11 protein-coding genes and 3 pseudogenes are annotated in these 17,392 nt (G+C 73.6%); 5 read left to right on the top strand and 9 right to left on the bottom strand.

All coding sequences use genetic code 11. The annotated features are described in order from the left end of the window. Positions 1–30 precede the first annotated feature (30 nt). A complete protein-coding gene (locus tag ACFWWR_RS05865; protein ID WP_384302146.1) occupies positions 31–945 on the bottom strand; it encodes an aminoglycoside phosphotransferase family protein in 915 nt (304 codons plus the stop codon). A 99-nt stretch (positions 946–1,044) separates the two neighbouring features. Continuing rightward, positions 1,045–1,545 (bottom strand): metallophosphoesterase family protein, encoded by a 501-nt coding sequence (locus ACFWWR_RS05860; RefSeq protein WP_384302144.1) that lies wholly within the window; start codon positions 1,543–1,545, stop codon positions 1,045–1,047. Between the two features lie 184 nt (positions 1,546–1,729). Between ACFWWR_RS05860 and ACFWWR_RS05855 the strand changes: the two genes are divergently transcribed. Continuing rightward, positions 1,730–3,694: a glycosyltransferase family 2 protein gene (locus ACFWWR_RS05855; protein ID WP_384302142.1), complete on the top strand. Its 1,965-nt coding sequence runs from the start codon at positions 1,730–1,732 to the stop codon at positions 3,692–3,694. Positions 3,695–3,980: 286 nt separating this feature from the next. Here ACFWWR_RS05855 and ACFWWR_RS05850 read toward each other — a convergent pair whose 3' ends face one another. The 6 genes and pseudogenes from ACFWWR_RS05850 to ACFWWR_RS05825 all read right to left on the bottom strand — a co-directional run bounded on the left by ACFWWR_RS05850 (position 3,981) and on the right by ACFWWR_RS05825 (position 9,269). Then, positions 3,981–4,784, bottom strand: coding sequence for a class I SAM-dependent methyltransferase (locus tag ACFWWR_RS05850; RefSeq protein WP_383862893.1), 804 nt, complete (start codon positions 4,782–4,784; stop codon positions 3,981–3,983). After that, a complete protein-coding gene (locus tag ACFWWR_RS05845) occupies positions 4,781–5,404 on the bottom strand; it encodes an NAD-dependent epimerase/dehydratase family protein (protein WP_383862896.1) in 624 nt (207 codons plus the stop codon). Before ACFWWR_RS05845 ends, ACFWWR_RS05850 begins: the two co-directional genes overlap by 4 nt. Positions 5,405–5,472: 68 nt before the next feature. Beyond that, positions 5,473–5,919 (bottom strand): annotated as a pseudogene (locus ACFWWR_RS05840) (sugar phosphate nucleotidyltransferase); the annotation flags it as partial. Positions 5,920–5,994: 75 nt separating this feature from the next. After that, a complete protein-coding gene (locus ACFWWR_RS05835) occupies positions 5,995–6,174 on the bottom strand; it encodes a hypothetical protein (protein ID WP_383862898.1) in 180 nt (59 codons plus the stop codon). A 162-nt stretch (positions 6,175–6,336) separates the two neighbouring features. Then, a complete protein-coding gene (locus ACFWWR_RS05830) occupies positions 6,337–6,756 on the bottom strand; it encodes a CBS domain-containing protein (protein ID WP_384302140.1) in 420 nt (139 codons plus the stop codon). Beyond that, positions 6,753–9,269: a SpoIIE family protein phosphatase gene (locus ACFWWR_RS05825; RefSeq protein WP_384302138.1), complete on the bottom strand. Its 2,517-nt coding sequence runs from the start codon at positions 9,267–9,269 to the stop codon at positions 6,753–6,755. Before ACFWWR_RS05825 ends, ACFWWR_RS05830 begins: the two co-directional genes overlap by 4 nt. A 188-nt stretch (positions 9,270–9,457) precedes the next feature. Between ACFWWR_RS05825 and lanKC the strand changes: the two genes are divergently transcribed. The 4 genes and pseudogenes from lanKC to ACFWWR_RS05805 all read left to right on the top strand — a co-directional run bounded on the left by lanKC (position 9,458) and on the right by ACFWWR_RS05805 (position 16,621). Continuing rightward, on the top strand, positions 9,458–12,064 hold the full coding sequence (gene lanKC / locus ACFWWR_RS05820; protein ID WP_384302135.1) for a class III lanthionine synthetase LanKC: 2,607 nt from the start codon (positions 9,458–9,460) through the stop codon (positions 12,062–12,064). 55 nt (positions 12,065–12,119) lie between these two features. Further along, complete coding sequence (locus ACFWWR_RS05815; protein WP_383862910.1) at positions 12,120–12,236, top strand: SapB/AmfS family lanthipeptide; 117 nt, start codon at positions 12,120–12,122, stop codon at positions 12,234–12,236. Between the two features lie 91 nt (positions 12,237–12,327). Next, a pseudogene (locus ACFWWR_RS05810) lies at positions 12,328–14,043 on the top strand (ABC transporter transmembrane domain-containing protein); the annotation flags it as partial. A 700-nt stretch (positions 14,044–14,743) separates the two neighbouring features. Continuing rightward, entirely contained in the window at positions 14,744–16,621 is a 1,878-nt protein-coding gene (locus ACFWWR_RS05805) for an ATP-binding cassette domain-containing protein (RefSeq protein WP_384302133.1), read from the top strand. Here ACFWWR_RS05805 and ACFWWR_RS05800 read toward each other — a convergent pair. Then, positions 16,544–17,221 (bottom strand): annotated as a pseudogene (locus ACFWWR_RS05800) (LuxR C-terminal-related transcriptional regulator); the annotation flags it as partial. The gene ACFWWR_RS05805 and the pseudogene ACFWWR_RS05800 overlap by 78 nt on opposite strands. Positions 17,222–17,392 lie beyond the last annotated feature (171 nt).

The following is a 17,392-nucleotide window of genomic DNA, read 5'->3' as shown; positions in this document are numbered from 1 at the left end:
GTCGGTGACTCCTGGCGGGCGCTCCGGTCGTCAGGAACCGTGCCGGCGGTGGTCCTCGACGACCGCGTCGAGGTGACCCAGCGCCGCCGTCACCCGGGCGGGGTCCGCCTGGAAGTACGGGTCGTCCGGCACCGGCAGGGACCCGGCCACCGCCCAGCCCCGACCTCGCGCCCAGGTCGCGTCGTCGAGGTCGACCGCCTCCCGGAAGGCGTCCCGCGCCGGGGCGGGCAGGAACTTCCAGGCGGGCTGCAGGTCCACCGCCGGGTCGGCCACGGCCAGCGTCCCGAAGTCGATGACCGCGCTGAGCGTGCCGTCCACGGTCAACAGGTTCCCCGCGTCGAGGTCGCCGTGGATCCACACCGGCGGCCGGTCCCACGCGGGGGCGGCGAGGGCGGCCTCCCACACCTCCGTCACGGCGTCCGTATCGACCAGTCGCGCCTTCTTCAGGGCTTCGATCTTGACTCGTACGAGTGAATCCTCGGCCACGGAGTCCCGTGGGTCGCCCATTGGCACCCCGCGGAACGCGTTGCTCTGCTCGGGACCCGGCCCGCCCGTGGCGTCGATCGAGCGCAGGGCCTTGATGAACCCGCCGAGGTCACGAGCCGCCCGGACGGGGTCGGCCAGACCCTCCGTCGTCGCCGTGTCTCCCTCCAGCCAGCGGTACACCGACCACGGGTACGGGTAGCCCTCGCCGGGTTCGCCTTTGGCGACCGGCTCGGAGACGGGCAGCGGCAGCTGCGGGGCGAGGTGCGGCAGCCAACGGTGTTCGCGCTCCACCTGGCCCACCCAGTGGGCGTAGCGCGGCAGCCTCACGGACAGGTCGGTGCCGAGCCGGAAGGTGGCGTTGTCCATGCCGGACCGCCCCACCGGGGCTACGGGCAGATGCACCCACTGCGGGAACTGGGCGGCGAGCAGACGGCGTACAAGGGGGGTGTCGATCAGCACGCCGTCCAGTTGATCGGGGCCAGGCCCTGACGTCCAGTGAATTGGCGGGCGGAGCCACTCCGGAAGGCCGGCGCCGCGCAACCGATGGGTGCCCGGTTCCTACCGCGGGGGCAGACGGTGCAGTTGTACGTCCGTGAGGCGGCCGTCGGCCACCGTCGCGGTCATGTAGGTGCAGTGGGGCTGCCTGCGGCGATCGGTCGGCGAGCCCGGGTTCAGCAGGCGCAGGCCGGTGGGCGCGGTGGTGTCCCAGGGGATGTGGCTGTGCCCGAAGACCAGGACGTCGGTGTCGGGGAAGCGGGCGGCGCAGCGTGTCTCACGGCCCTGGGCGGCGCCCGTCTCGTGGACGACGGCGAAACGCAGGCCGCCGAGTTCGGCGTACGCCACCTCGGGGAGCCGGGCGCGCAGATCCGGCCCGTCGTTGTTGCCGTACACGGCGACGAGCCTTTCGCTGCGGGCCTCCAGCAGGTCGAGGGTGGCGGCGTCGACCCAGTCCCCGGCGTGGAACACGACGTCGGCGCGCGGGAGTTCGGCCAGCAGCGGCGCGGGGAGCTCCTTGGCGCGTCGCGGCAGATGGGTGTCGGACATCAACAGGAGGCGCACCGCGCCAGGTTACCCGCGCGAGGACGACCACTTCCGCAGGCCCGCCGAGGCCCGTTCCGGCGGGACACGCCACGCTTGCCCGCCGGTGGGCCGACGATGGACAAAGGGCTCCGTGGCGTTAGCATCTGCCAACGCGTACCAGCGACATCATCACGGCAAGCGAACTGAGGGGGCCCGGAGCCCGATGCCGGTGAAGGTCAGCGTCATCGTTCCCGTCTACAACCCGGGGACCTACATCGAGGACTGCATCGCTTCGTTGCTGAGGCAGTCACTGCCTCCTGACGAATACGAAGTGATCTTCGTCGACGACGGTTCCACCGACGGCACGCCCGCCCGACTCGACGAGGTCGCCTCGGCGAACCCCCGGGTCGCGGTCGTCCACCAGGAGAATTCAGGTTGGTCGGGAAAACCCCGCAACGTGGGGATCGCCGCAGCTGAGGGCGAGTACGTCATGTTCGTCGACAACGACGACTACCTCGGCGACGAAGCCCTCGAGCGGATGTACGACTACGGGGTGGCGAACGGCGCCGACGTCGTCGTCGGCAAGATGGCCGGCAAGGGCCGGCCGGTGCCGGTGGAGCTGTTCCGCCGCAATCACCCGCGCGCGAGCGTGGCGAACGCCCCGCTGATCGACAGCCTCACCCCGCACAAGATGTTCCGCCGCAAGTTCCTCGACGACATCGGGCTGCGCTTCCCGGAGGGCAGACGGCGGCTCGAGGACCACGTCTTCGTCACCGAGGCGTATTTGCGCGCGGAGAACGTCTCCGTGCTCAGCGACTACGTCTGCTACTACCACGTCAGGCGGGACGACGCGTCCAACGCCGGCTTCCAGCGCTTCGATCCGGGCGGGTACTTCAAGAACCTCCGCGAGGCCCTCGACGTCGTCGAGCAGTACACCGAGCCGGGACCGCTGCGTGACCGGCTCCTGCGGCGCTGGCTGCGCAACGAGATGGTCGAGCGCATGCGCGGCCGACGGCTGCTCAAGCTGCCCGCGGACTACCGCAGGGAGATGTTCGACGAGATCCACGGCGTCGTCGTCGAGCGCTTCGGGCCCGGTGTCGCGGCGGGGCTCCAGACGACGCAGCGGATCGTCGCCGCGCTGATCGCCGCCGACCGCTACGACGACGTGGTGGCGTTCGCCGAGTGGGAGGCCTCCGTCGCCCTCAAGGCGGAGCCCGGGGGCGTGCGGTGGGAGGACGGGACGCTGCGCGTCGACTTCGCCGTCGAGTACACGGTCGGCGGTGAACCGATGACGTTCCCGGCCGACCCGGCCGGTACCCCGCCGTCGGGCCCGCCGCAGGACGTCGCCGAGGCGGTCGCCCGGGTGGCCGCCGACAGCGTCGCCCGGTTCGGGACGGCCACGGCGGACCTGCTGCTGCGCGACCGCGCCACCTCCGCACAGTACTTCCAGCCGGGCGAGGTCACCCGGGAGATCATCCCGGTGGAGGAGGGCGAGCGGGTCCGGCTGGTGCTGCGCGTCACGGCCGTCGTCGACCCCGCCACCGGGGCCGACGGCGCTCCGGTGAACGCCGGGCTGTGGGACTTCTTCGTCCGGGTCAAGATGGGCGGCTGGACCAAGGACTGTCGTCTGGGTCCGGTCCGTCCGGTTCCCCGCAGGGACCGGACGGCGGCCTCCGGCGGTGTGGTGGCCGGCCGGGTCGTGCTGCCGTACTGGACCGACCCGCACGCCAACCTCGCCCTGGCCGTCGACAGCGCGGACAAGCGGCTGGGCCTCGGCAGTGTGGCCGCCGGAGACGTCACCGTCACCGACGACCGGCTGCACGCGCCGCTGCCGCTGTACGTGCCCGGCGACGCCGACGTGCTGCTGCGGCTCACGGGCTCGGCGTCCCGCGACATCCCCGGCACGCTGTCGCCGTCCCCGGACGGCTCCGGCGCGCTGTTGGAGGCCGCGCTGCCGGTCGGCGACCTCAAGGGCAGGACCTGGCGGGTCGCGCTGTGCGCGGCCCCGGCCGCCGGCGTGCCCCGTTTCCTCTCGCTGTCACCGGCTCTGCGGGTCGGGGCGGGCGGAGTACAGGTGGTGCGTCCGCCCGGGCCCGGTCTCGTGGAGCGGCTGGTGCGCAGGGCGCGGCCTCTGCTCGGAAGGATCCGGAGGAAGGCCGCCGCCCGGGTCAGGGCCTGGCGGGCGTGAGAAGGGCGATCGCCCGGCTGAGGGCGCCCCGGAGCTGAATCACGGGGCTTTCCGGAGCGGGGCGTCGTGCCCGGCACCGGCGCTCGCGGAGGCGGAGCGGGTCCGGGACCACTGTAGTGGGGGCGGACCCCCACCCGTGGGGGGGCGCCCGGCCTGTTTCCCTGGGGTTTTGGGGGGGGGGGGGGGTGGGCCGGTCCGGGGGGGCGGGGGGGGGGGCGGGGGGGGGCAACCGTGGGGGTGCTGCCCCACCCGCTCCGCCTTCTACGAGGGCCTGAGCGGCTCGGTATCAGCGGCTGCCGGTGACCTTCTCCAGGGCCGTGCGCAGCGGCTCCCAGCCGCGGGAGCGGCTGACGCCGAGGTTGCGGGCCTTGGCGAGCGGGACCCAGAAGGGGGCTTCCACCAGGGCCTTCGGCGGCACCGCCCGGACCCGTTCCAGGATCGCCTCGGGCACCTTCTGCGGGTCCGGCACGTCGAACTCGGCCATGATCTCGTCGTACTTGTCGTCCAGGACCCTGTTGTCCGGGTCGGCGCCGAACACGACGAGCTGACCGGTGGGCTGGGTGTCGACGAAGACGGTGACCAGGTCGGGGCGGTAGCGGCCGAGGATCTCGGCGACCTTGTAGACGTCCCCGGTCCAGGCACCGGTGTGCCGGTCGCGGGCGGCCTCGTCGATGTTGCGGGGCAGCATGTCGTCGAGAACGATCACGCTCGACCAGTCGGAGTGCTTCTCCACGTTCATGAAGTCGCGCAGGGCGAACTCGAACAGGTGCATGCCGTCGATGAACGACAGGTCGAGGGTGGTGCGCCGCCAGTAGCCGATCGGGCTGCGGCCCCGGCGCAGGTTGCGCATCGGGTGACGGCCGCCCTTGAGGTGGCCCAGCGGGTTGTCCCGGGCGAAGAAGTCGTCGCTGGTGGCCTTCACCAGGTGGACGTCGCACCGGATTTCTGTGACCACCTTGAAGGCGGGGTCGATGGCGATGCTGGGGACGCGGGAGAGGGCAAGACTGCGTCCGTCGTTGACCCCGATCTCGAGGTAGTTGCGGTTGGCGCTGACCTTGTGCAGCTCCCGCAGGAACTCATGGCGTTTCACGCAGGGGACTCCTTGCGGATCCGTGGAAGGGCTTCATTCAGGGTGGGGCGGGGTGCGGGCCGGGGAAAGGCCTCGCCGCCGACGGGGCGCACCCGGTCGGGGCCGGCGCCGAGGAGGCGGAACGCCTCGCGGGCCGGGTCGTACCGGGTGGCCTCGCCGGAGCTGGGGGCGGGCGGGGAACCGCCCGCTTCGCGGCGGGATGGGAACGCGGTCGTCGTACGGACGGAGTTGCGGCCGGGGGCACCGCACGCCTTGGTGACCGGCCGCCCGCCCGTGCGGTCGGTGAGGTGGTCGACGTGGTCCCCGTCGGCGCCGCGGGCCTCCGGCAGCAGGCCGGTCGGCTCGCTGTCGTCGGTGGAGAGGTGCACGAAGGTCTCCACGCCCTGGCACAGGGCCGAGTCCAGGAGGGTCTGGGTGCCCACCACGTCGGCGGGGTCGAAGTCGTTCGCACTTGCGATCGAGCGATCGGTGTGCGACTCCGAGGCGACGTGCACGACATGGTCGGCGTCGGCCATCAGTTCGTCGACGAGTGGGGCGTCGCGGATGCCGCCCTGCGCGAACTCCAGCCCGGGACGGGCGAGTTCGAGGTACCCGGCGGCACCGGTGACGAGGAGCTTCATGCGTGGATCTGCACCTTGCTGTGGTTGCCGAGGCGGTGGGCGCTGGGCGCGCTGGGTGCCGGAGTCACCTCGACACGGTGCTGGATGGCGTGGGTGATCTCCAACTCGCCACGCCAGGGCGGCGCGATGGCGCGCATCCGCCGGTGCGCGCGGAACTCGTCGATGAGGTCGGTGATGCCGCCGACGACGAACTTGTCGTCCAGGTACGTCACGAAGTCGTCGTCACCCGGACAGTCCCGTGCGATCAGCACGGCGTGGGCGAGTCCGAAGGGGTGTTCCTGGCGGATGCAGGTGATCTTCAGGCCGAACTTCGAGCCGTCACCGAGCACTTCCCGGATCTCGGCGGCGGTGTCGCCGACGATCATTCCGACGTCGGTGACGCCGGCCGCGGCGATCGATTCCAGGCCATGGAACAGCACTGCTTTGTTGGCAACTGGCACCAGCTGTTCGGCCGACGGGTGCGTGATCGGCCTCAACCGTGTACCGGCGCCGCCGGACGACACGAGAGCCTTCATCTGCGTCACCATAGCCCGGCAGAACGGACCATGGCGAGCGCATGGCCTCGGCGTTACGGCCTGCGCACCGGCGGCTCAGTCCTCGCCCCGGAAGATGTTCCCCTCGCGCTCCGGCTGCGCTGTGCGCTGTGTGCTCTCGTCCGCCACGGCGGGCAAACAGGTCCGCAGGGCGCGTCCCCCGCGCAGGCGGCGGGCCCTCGACCAGCCCGTCTCGGGCCTGCGGGCAACGGGTTTCTCACTGATCTGCGCGGTCACAGCGCTTCATCTTCCTTCTACGTCCGATCCTTCCCCGGACCGCTCCGCGGCCGGGCGCTCCGTCCTTCCGAGCTGTGCCACCGGGTCCCCCGAGACGGTCCGGTGAAACCGGCGCCCCCCTTCCCGGGCGCCGGCTTCGCACTTCCGTGCGGGCTGTCGTCCTCAGGTGTTGGGCCGGGCCGCGCTGATGTCGCCCAGGGCCGAATCGGGGTCGCGTTCCAACGCCAGATCGGCGAGGGCGACGATGCCGACGGGGCGGCCGCCCTCGACGACCGGGAGCCGGCGTACGGCGTGCTCGCGCATGAGCTCGACGGCGCGGTCCACGTCGTCCTCGGGGGTCAGGGTGACCAGGTCGCCGCTGCAGGCGTCGACCACGGTGGTCTGCTCGGGGTCGCCGCCCTCGGCGAGCGAGCGCACCACGAGGTCCCGGTCGGTGACCAGGCCGCGCAGTTCGTCCCCGTCCGTGACGATGACGGCTCCGAGGTCCTGGTCGCGCATGATCCGGGCCACCGCCGTCACAGAGGTCTGCGGTTCCACGGTGACCGGCGCGCTGGTCATGATGTCGCTGACGTGCTGGGTCATGGCATGCCTCTCTGCTCGGGGTTGTGCGCCCCGGGTACCCCCGTGGCCGGAACGTCGTACCCCTCCAGGGGGATCTCGCTCCAGACCTGCTTGCCACCGCTGACCGGCACGGTCCCCCAGGTCGCCGACATGGCCTCGACGAGGAGGATGCCGCGGCCGCCGGTGGCCTCCCAGCCGATGCTGGTGGGCTTGACGGGGGTGCGCGGGGAGGAGTCGGCGACGGCGACGCGCATCCGGTGGTTGACGAGGGTGAGATCGAGACGGACCCGGCCGTCGGTGTGGACCAGGGCGTTGGTGACGAGCTCGGAGACGACGAGCAGGACGGCGTCCATGGCGTCCGCCGGGACGCCCCAGGCACGCAGGGTGCGGCGGGTGAAGCGGCGGGCCTGTCCGACGGCCTGGGGGACGCGCCACACCGTCCAGCCCTCGCGCCGCGGGCGGGAGGCCATGCCGTCGTAGCGCAGCAGGAGCAGGGCGACGTCGTCGCTGCGGCGGGCGTTGCCGAGCAGTGCGTCGGCGACGAGGCCGAGGTGGGCGGGGTCGGAGACGGCCAGCCCGTGGGCGAACCGGTCCATGCCCGCGTCGATGTCGGCCTCGTGGGACTCGACCAGACCGTCCGTGGTCAGGGCCAGGACCGTGCCGGGCTGCAGCCTGAGCGGGCTCATCGGGAAGTCGGCCTGCCTCACCACGCCGAGCGGTGGGCCGCCGTCCGCCTCGGGGATCTCGGTGCTGCCGTCCGGGTGACGCAGCACCGGCGGGAGGTGTCCGGCGCGCACGTACCAGGCGGAGCCCTCCTCCAGGTCGACGTCGACGTAGGCGCAGGTGGCGAAGAGGTCGGTCTCCAGGTCCATCAGGAGGCGGTTGGCGTGCGAGACGACCACGTCCGGGGGGTGGCCCTCGACGGCGTAGGCGCGCAGGGCGGTGCGCATCTGGCCCATGAGGGTGGCGGCGCCCGCGCTGTGCCCCTGGACGTCGCCGATGACGAGGGCGACGTGGTTGTCCGGCAGGGGGATCACGTCGTACCAGTCGCCGCCGAGCTCAAGACCCGCCGTGCTCGGCAGGTAGCGGGCGACGGCCACCGCGCCGGGCAGCTTGGGCAGGCGGCGCGGCAGCAGCTGGCGCTGGAGCATGCCGACGAGTTCGTGCTCGGCGTCGAAGGCGTGGGCGCGCAGCAGGGCCTGCCCGGCGAGGCCCGCGGACGCGGTGAGCAGGGCGCGTTCGTCGGTGCCGAAGTCGTGTGGGCTGTCCCAGCCGATGAGACAGGCGCCCGCCATCCGGCCCGCTCCGGGCAGCGGCAGTACGGCGAGGCCGCCGGGGCCGACCTCGGCGAGGGCGGGTTCCAGGGCGGTGCCGGCGGGCCAGATCTGCGCGCGGCCCTCGCGCAGGGCGGCGGCGAGGGTGGGCATGGCGCGCACGGGCGCGTCGGGCCACTCGGAGCGCCATTCCAGGCGCCACAGCTCGGGCCAGGCCTCTGGTTCGGGCGGGTCGAGGACGGTGACGACGAGCCGGTCGCCCTCCAGTTCGGCGAGGGCGATCCGGTCGGCCCGCAGGGGTGCGCGCAGCGCGGCGACGACGGCCTGACTGACGTCGCGGACCGTGCCCGCCATGGCGAGGGCGGCGGCCAGGCGCTGGACGCGGGCCACGTCGGTGACGTCGGAGCGCAGTTTGGAGGCGTCGCCGACGGTGCCCACGAGCCGTACCGGGCGGCCGTCGCCGCCGGGCACGAGGCGACCGCGCAGCCTGAGCCATTTGGGCGGTCCGGTGGGCTGCAGGACGCGGAACTCCAGCTCGCGGTCGCCGATGGACATGTGGTCGGCCTCCACCACGGACATCAGCGAGGGGAGGTCCTCCGGCACGGTGAGGCCGAGGAGGGTCTCGACCTTGCCGTCGAAGGCGTCGGCGCCGATGCCGAACAGTTCCAGGACCTCGTCGCCGACCTCCACGCGGCCGGTGTCCATGGCGAGGCTGAAGGCGCCGGCGGCCAGTTCGCCGCCCTCGGTCCGCTCGACCGGGGCCGGGCGGACGACCGCGCCGGCGATCAGTTCGAGGCACTTGCGGCCGTCGGTGTCGAAACCGGCCGCGTCCTCGCTGACGGCGAGCAGGCAGGCCCCGCCGTCGTCACCGTGCGCGGGCAGCGCCGCCAGATGGAAATCCCGCGAGAGCGCGCGCCGGGACTCGGGGCAGGCGGCGAGTTCCTCTGGGCCGAGCAGCACCGGCCGGCCGTCGCGCACGGCGGTGGCCGCCGGGGAGCGGCCGGAGCGGGCGTAGGTGTCGCGCAGCCCGTACAGCGTCCTGGGCACGCCGGCGGACTCGATCAGGCACAGCAGGTCGCCGTCCTCGCCCGGGATGTACACGGCGGCGAAGGTCGCGCCCGCGAAGACGAGCGCCAGTTCGAGGACGTAACGGAGGCGTTGCGGTGAGCCCGGTTCGTCCGTGAGCGAGGTGAGGGCAGATTCGGCACGCAGCGTTCTCGCTCCGCGTCCCGCCGCGCCCTCACTGACCACGTCCGCCATTACAACGCTTATGGGGCACCTGCGCAGCCCCTGTGACCGTTCCGTGGAGCCACCGGACGGTCCGCGCTCGAAATTCCCCGAACATGTCTTTACGCATGCGTTCCGCACGGTGATCTCGTGACAGGCGTGACTGTCCGTGGCCGCGGGCCCGCTGGAAGGCTCAGTGCCGGTTCCACGGAGGGGGACGCATGGACAAGCGCTACGAGGTGTACGCACTCGCCGACAGACACTTCTACGAGACACCGGACCGGCTGTCCGCGGAGGGACAGGAGGCGGCGCCGCTGTACGAGACGGCGCGGCGCGCGGTGCCCGACGGCTGGGACGCGGCACGGATCGGCGACTGGCTGACGCTGACGCCGCTCGGTCCGGACGGCTCACCGGTGGCGGGTCCGGCCCAGGGCTGGAAGATCCACGCCTCGGCCGTCCGGGCGAACGCGGAGCAGATCGCCGCGATCGTGTGGGACTACTGCGTGCCGCGCCGCATCCCGTTCAAGTTCGTGCCGGGCCCGCATCTGCTGCACCTGCGCAACACCAAGTACGCGGGCCGCGACACCAGCGGCAAGTTCGTCACCGTCTACCCGGCCGACGAGGAGCAGCTGCACGAGGTGCTGCGCGAGCTGGGCCGGCTCCTGGAGGGCTTCGAGGGGCCGTACATCCTCACCGACCTGCGCTGGTACGACGGTCCGCTGTACGTCCGCTACGGCGCCTTCGCGCGCACCTTCGTCGTCGACGACCGCGGCTCACTCGTGCCGGCGGTGCGCGACGGCGAGGGGCGGCTGGTGCCGGACCGGAGGGCGCCCTCCTTCCAGGTGCCGGAGTGGGTGACGCTGCCGGCCTTCCTGGAGCCGCATCTGGCGGCGCGGAACACCACGACGGTGGGCGAGCTGCCGTACCGGATCGAGAAGGCGCTGCACTTCTCCAACGGCGGCGGGGTGTACGTGGGCACCGACACCCGGGACGGCAGCAAGGTCGTCCTCAAGGAGGGGCGGCCGCACGCGGGGCTGGCCTCCGACGGGGCCGACGCGATCACCCGCCTGGAGCGGGAGAAGTACGCCCTGGAGCAGGTGTCGGGGACGGGTGTGGTGCCGGAGGTGCGGGACTGGTTCACGCTCGGCGACCACCGTTTCCTGGTCATGGACTTCCTGGAGGGGCGGCCGCTCAACTCGTTCTTCGCCGAGCGGCACCCGCTGCTGACCCCGGACCCGGATCCGGAGGCGGTGGCCGCCTACTCGGCGTGGGCGGTGCGCATCCACGGGGCGGTGGAGCGGGCGGTCGCGGCGGTGCACGCGCGCGGGATCGTCTTCAACGACCTGCATGTCTTCAACATCATGGTCGGCCCGGACGAGGAGTCGGTGACCCTGCTCGACTTCGAGGCCGCGGCCCCCGTCCTGGAACAGGGCCGGCAGGTGGTCGCCCACCCGGGCTTCTTCGCCCCGCCGGACCGTACGGGCATCGACGTGGACCGGTATGCGCTGGCCTGCCTGCGCCTGGCTCTCTTCCTGCCCGTCACCACGCTGTTCGTCGTGGACCGCGGCAAGGCGGCCCACCTGGCGGAGGTCATCGCCGGCCAGTTCCCGGACGTACCGAAGGAGTTCCTGCAGGAGGCGGTCACGGAGATCACGCGGGACGTGGCCGTGCGCCCGTCGCCGCCCCCGGTCTCCTTCGTGGAGCCCGGCGACTGGCCCTACAGCCGCGACTCCATGGTCAAGGCGCTCCTCGCCTCGGCCACCCCCGAGCGCGACGACCGGCTCTTCCCCGGCGACATCACCCAGTTCTCCGACGGCGGCGGCCTCGGACTCGCGCACGGCGCGGCCGGGGTGCTGTACGCGCTGGACGCGGTCGGCGCCGAAAGGTACGACGAGGGCGAGCGCTGGCTCCTCGACCACACCGCGCCGCCCCCGGTCGGCACCTCGCTCGGCCTCTACGACGGTCTCGCGGGCGTCGCCCACGTCCTGGACCGGCTCGGCCACCGGCAGCGCGCCCTCGATCTGGTCGACCGGATCCTGAAGGAGCGCTGGCAGAACCTCTCCTCCGACCTGCACGGCGGGCTGGCCGGACTCGGCCTGGCCCTGCGCGGCCTGGCCGACACGACCGGCGAGAAGGAGCTCGCCGAGCGGGCCGCCGAGGCCGCACGGATTCTCCTGCGGCGACTTGCCGAGCCGCCTCCCACGCCACCTCGGCGCAGGGCCGGGCTCCTGCGGGGCTGGACCGGGCCCGCGCTGTTCCTGCTGCGGCAGTACGAGCACACCGGCGAGCCGGAGCTGCTGGCGGCGGCCGGCGCGGCACTGCGCCGGGACCTGGAGTGCTGTGTGACCCGTGAGGGCGGCTCGCTGGAGGTCGACGAGGGCTGGCGGACGCTGCCGTACCTCGGCGAGGGCAGCGCGGGCCTCGGGATGGTCCTCGACGACTACCTCGCCCACGCCGACGACGACACCGGCGAGTGGGAGCGGGCCCGCGCCGGCGTGCTGACCGCCGCCACCTCCCGCTTCTACGCCCAGCCCGGCCTCTTCCAGGGCCGCGCCGGGATGATCCTGCACCTCGCCCGCACCGGCACGCCCGGTGCCGGCGACGAACGGCTCGGCGAGCAGATCGCCGGGCTCGGCTGGTTCGCGATGTCCTACCAGGGCCAACTGGCCTTCCCTGGCCACCAGATGATGCGGCTGTCGATGGACCTGGGCACCGGAACGGCAGGGTGCCTGCTCGCGCTCGGCGCGGCCCTCGACGCCCGGCCGACCGCGCACCTGCCGTTCCTGCCGCCGCTCGGGCGGCCCACAGAACGCGGCTCCGCAACCTGACGGAGTCGTGACCCAACCCGTCCCCACGGTGGACGACCTAGAGGAAGGACACGAGATGGCACTTCTCGACCTGCAGACGATGGAGTCCGACGAGCACACCGGCGGCGGCGGCAACAGCACGCTGAGCCTGCTCTCCTGCGTCAGCGCGGCCAGCATCACGCTCTGTCTCTGACGAGCACCGTGCAACCGCGGCCCCGGGCGGTGCGCTCCCTCGCGGGAGGGCCGCCCGGGGCCCTGTGCACCAGCCCCGGATGTGAGGCCGCATGACCACCTGTGCCGAAAAGGGCCTGACGGCACCGGCCGCCCGGCACAGCACCACCCACTGCGTGGCCCTGTGCCTGGTGAGCACGGCCGCGACCGGCGCCGGTCTGCTGCTGCCGGCCGCACTGGGCCGGGCCCTGGACCTGCTGGTGGCCGACGCCACGGCGACCCGCTGGGTGCTGTACTGCGCCGGGCTGGTCCTGCTGCTCGCCCTGCTCGACGCGGGCCAGACCGTGCTGAGCGGCACGGTCGACGCCCGCACCACGGCCTGGCTGCGCCGGCGCCTGACCGGGCACGTGCTGGACGTGGGTCCGCGGGCCGCCGCCCGCTTCGGGCCGGGAGACCTCGTGGCGCGCCTAGTCGGCAACGCCGCCCAGGCCGGTACGGCACCGGGCGCCCGCGCCACGCTGGTCGCCGCGCTCGCCGGGCCGGTCGGCGCCGTCGTGGCGCTGGCCCTGATCGACCCGTGGCTCGCGGTGGTGTTCCTCGCCGGAGCGCCGGCGCTGGCCTTGCTCCTGCGGACCCTGTCCCGGGACACCTCGCAGTGCGTGACGCAGTACCAGGAGGTACAGGGGAGGATCGCGTCCGCCCTGGCGGAGGCCGTCGGCGGCCACCGCACCATCGCGGCGGCCGGTACGGCGGACCGCGAGACCGCGCGGATCCTGCGACCGCTGCCCGAACTGGCCCGTGCCGGTCACCGTATGTGGCAGGTGCAGGGCCGTGCGGCCGGCCAGGCCGTCGCCGTCGCCCCGCTGCTCCAGCTCGCGGTCGTGGCCGTGGCCGGGGTACTGCTCACCCGGGACCGGCTCTCGGTGGGCGACATGCTCGCCGCCTGGCGGTACGCGGTCCTCGCGGCGGGTGTCGGCGTGCTGGTCGGACAGCTCGCGGGGCTCGCCCGGGCCCGGGCGGCGGCCGGACGCCTCGGTGAAGTCCTCACCGAGCCCGTCCCCGCCTACGGGCCGAGCCGGCTGTCTCCCGGCCCAGGCCGGCTGGAGTTGCGCGGGGTGACCGCCCGGCGCGGCGGGCGGGCCGTGCTCGACGGCGTCGACCTCGTCGTACCCGGCGGGACGACGCTCGCCGTGGTCGGCCGGTCGGGAGCGGGCAAGTCGCTGCTCGCCGCGGTCGCCGGGCGGCTCGCCGACCCGGACGCCGGAGAGGTTCTCCTCGACGGAGTGCCGCTGCGCGAACTGACCCACGACGAGCTGCGCCGCGCCGTCGCCCACGCCTTCGAACGCCCCGCTCTGCTGACCGGCACGGTCGAGGACGCGATCGGCCTCGGCCTGCCGTCCCCCTCCCCCGACCGCATCAGGGCGGCCGCCCGGACGGCCCGCGCGGACGACTTCGTCCGCCGGCTGCCCCACGGCTACGACACGTTGTGCGCCGACGCCCCCCGCTCCGGCGGCGAGTCCCAACGCCTGGGCCTGGCACGGGCATTCGCCCACGGCGGCCGGCTACTGATCCTCGACGACGCCCTCTCCAGCCTCGACACGGTGACGGAGGCGCACATCACCGACGCACTGGTCAGCGGCGGTTCGCGCAGCACCCGGCTACTGATCGCCCACCGGGCAGCCACGGCAGCCCGCGCGGACGCGGTGGCGTGGCTGGACGGCGGCCGGGTGCGGGCGGTGGGCCCCCACGAGGAACTGTGGCGGGATGCGGGGTACCGGGCGGCGCTTGGGGAGTCCGGTGAGCCTGATGGGGCCGGTGAGCCCGGCGGAACTGGTGAGCCCGGTGGTGGATCCGGTGGATCCGGTGGATCCGGTGGATCCGGTGGATCCGGTGGATCCGGTGGATCCGGTGGATCCGGTGGATCCGGCGGACCTGGAGGGCCCGGCGGACCCGGTGAGCCCAGTGGACCCGGTGGACCCCGTGGATCCCGCGGACCTGGAGGGCCCGGCGGACTCGGTGGACCCAGTGGACCCGGTGGACCCCGTGGATCCCGCGGACCTGGAGGGCCCGGCGGACCCGGTGAGCCCAGTGGACCCAGTGGACCCGGTGGATCCCGTGGTGGATCCGGTGGATCCGATAGGCCCGGTGGCCCTGATGGACCGGGTGGCGGGTTAGTGGATCCGGCCCGCCCGGTCCCGGTGGCCCGGGCGGACCCGGCGGCACACCCGGTGGACTTGGCCCACCCGGTAGGCCCGGTAGGCCCCGGAGGGCCCGGCGGCACATCCGGTGGACCCGGCGAGCCCGGTAGGCCCGGTAGGCCCGATGGCCCGGGAGAACCCGGCCAGCCCGGAGGCACACCCGGACCCGGCGAGCCCGGTAGGCCCGATGGCCCCAAGGAGCCGGTGGACCTGGTGGGGCCCGGGAGCCCGGGAGCCCGGGAGCCCGGGAGCCCGGTGAACCCGATGGTGGATCCGGTAGGCCCGCCCTGCCCGGAGGGCGCAAAGCAGCCACCTGGAAGGAGGGGCGGTCGTGACCGAGGGGGTCGGTGACGTGGGCGGGGGGATCGGTCGGCTCGGGATTCGTTTTCTGCGGGGCCGGTGGCGGGTCCTGGTGCGGCTCGGCGGCTGGTCTGTGCTGGAGACCGGGCAGACCTTCCTCACCGGGTACGCGCCCGCCCGCGCCCTGGACGAGGGGTTCCTGGCCGGGCGGCCGGAGGTCGGGCTCGGGTGGCTCGGGGTGGCCGGGCTGGGGGTCGTCGTCGGCGCGTACGGCACCGCCCGCGTGTACGCCGCCGTGGCCGCGCTGGTGGAACCGCTCAGGGACCGGCTCGTCGCCAAGGTCGTCGCGCGCGGGGTGCGGGAGGCGGACGGCGGGGCGCTGTCCGGGCTCACCCAGCAGGTGGAGATCGCACGGGACACGTTCGCCGGACTGGTGATGGTGTCGCGCTCGTTCCTGTTCACCGCCGTCGGCGCCCTGGTCGGCCTGTTCTCGCTGGACCCGCTGCTCCTGCTCGTCGTCGGTCCCCCACTGCTCGCCGGGGTGGCCCTGTTCGCGGCGACGCTGCGCCCGCTGGCCCGCCGGCAGGAGGCGTTCCTCGTCGCCGACGAGGCCCTGGCCGACGACTTCGGCGCCGTCTGCCCGGGGCTGCGGGACATCACCGCCGCCGGCGCGGAGGAACGGGTCGCCGCAGGCACCGGGCACCGGATCGACGCGGGGTTCCGGACCGCCCGCGCCCTCGCCCGCTGGAGCGTCCTGCGGGTGGTCTCCCTCGCCGTCGGCGGCCGGCTCCCGATCGTGCTGCTGCTCGCCGCCGCGCCCTGGCTCCTCGCCCACGGCGTCAGCACGGGCGCCCTGGTCGGAGCCCTCGCCTACGTCACCCAGTCCCTGCTCCCCGCCCTGCACAACCTGGTCCACGGACTGGGCACGAGCGGCTCACGCCTGCTCGTGGTGCTGCGGCGCCTGGTACGCGAGCCGACCGACTCCCCGGACACCGCGCCTCTCACGCAGCCCGGCCCGGAACCGACCGCCGATTCCCCTGCCCTCTCCCTCACCTCCGTCACCTTCGCCTACGGCCCCACCGCCGCCCCCGTCATCGACCACCTCGACCTCACCCTCCCGGCCGGCACCCACCTCGCCGTCGTGGGCCCCAGCGGCATCGGGAAGTCCACGCTCACCGCGCTGGTCGCCGGGCTGCTTCGGCCGCGGAGCGGCACGATCAGGGTGTGCGGGATGCCGGTGGCCAAGGCCGCCGCCCGGCGCGTGGTCATCCCGCAGGAGGCGTACGTCTTCACGGGCACGCTCGCCGAGAACCTCGGGCACCTTCGGCCGGACCCGGTGCCCGAGCCGGAGTTGCTCGCCGCGGCGGAGGCGGTCGGGCTCACCCCGCTGCTTCGAGCGCTGGGCGGACCCGCGGCCCGGGTGGATCCGGTGGCGCTCTCCGCGGGCGAGCGGCAGCTGATCGCGCTGACGCGGGCCTATCTGTCCCACGCCCCGCTCGCCCTGCTCGACGAGGCGACCTGCCACCTGGACCCGGCGGCGGAGGAACGCGCCGAGCGGGCCTTCGCGACCCGCCCGGGCGGCACGCTGGTCGTCGTCGCCCACCGGATCAGCTCGGCGCGGCGGGCCGACCGGGTGCTGGTCATGGACGGCAGGCGTACGGCGTACGGGACGCACGGGGAGCTGGTGCGGGGCTTCGCGCCGTACCGCGATCTCGTCGGCGGCTGGACGCCCGTACCGTCCGGGCGCTCAGAGCCAGCCCTCGCCCTGCGAGATGCGGATCGCGTCGACGCGGTTGCGGGCCCCGGTCTTGCGGGTGATGGCCGCCATGTAGTTGCGCACGGTCCCGTGGGACAGGTGCAGGCTCATGGCGATCTCGGCGACGGAGGCCCCCTCGGCGGCCAGGGATAACACGCTGAGCTCTCTGCGGGTCAGCGGCATCTGCGCGGCCTTGAGGAAACCGAAGCCGAGCGAGTCGTCGACGAAACGTTCCCCCTCGGCGACGCGGCGGATTCCGCGCACCAGGTTCTGCGGCGAGCCCTCCTTGGCGACATAGCCGAGGGCCCCCGCCTCGACGGCCCGTTTCAGCAGGCCTGGCCTGTTCGCGCCGGCAAGCACCAGCAGCCGGGGCCGTACCGGGTCCGGGCCTCGCGCGCAGAGTTCGCCGAGCGGTGGGATGCCGTAGGTGTCCGCGCACTCCAGGTCGGCCGCGCAGACGTCCGGCCGTACGGACCTCACGCGTCCCGGCGCGCCGCGCCAGGAGGTGTCGTCCACCAGCAGGTCGGGTTCCCGGCGGAGCCACTCCGCCAGGACCGATCGGACCAGACACTCGTCGTGGACCAGAAGCACCCGGATCACTGCCACCCCTTCAGCTCGCCGTACGCCGGTTCCGTGTGTTGAGCGCGTGCCCCATTGTTCGCGTCCGTGACCGTTCGCGGGCGCGGAGAACCAGCCATCGGGGGGCGCGGGGGCGCACGCACGGCGCCTGTACACCGCCGCGCGCTTCGGCATGGGTGGCATGGTCCGCAGCGCACGGGGTACTCGGCCGCCCTCACCGTGGCGCGGGCATTCGTGTGTCCGCACGCGAGCCGGCGCCGATGCCGCCCGGGCGCTCGCCGTGCGCGGTGAGCCGCCAAGAGAGAGATTTGACCCCTGGGACCCGTCCCACGGTCGGGCGAGGAG

It is taken from the genome of Streptomyces sp. NPDC058678 (assembly GCF_042714835.1).
Taxonomy (GTDB): Bacteria; Actinomycetota; Actinomycetes; order Streptomycetales; family Streptomycetaceae; genus Streptomyces.
The sequence above is the reverse complement of the archived record's forward strand: the minus strand, read 5'-3'. Positions and strand labels throughout refer to the sequence as shown.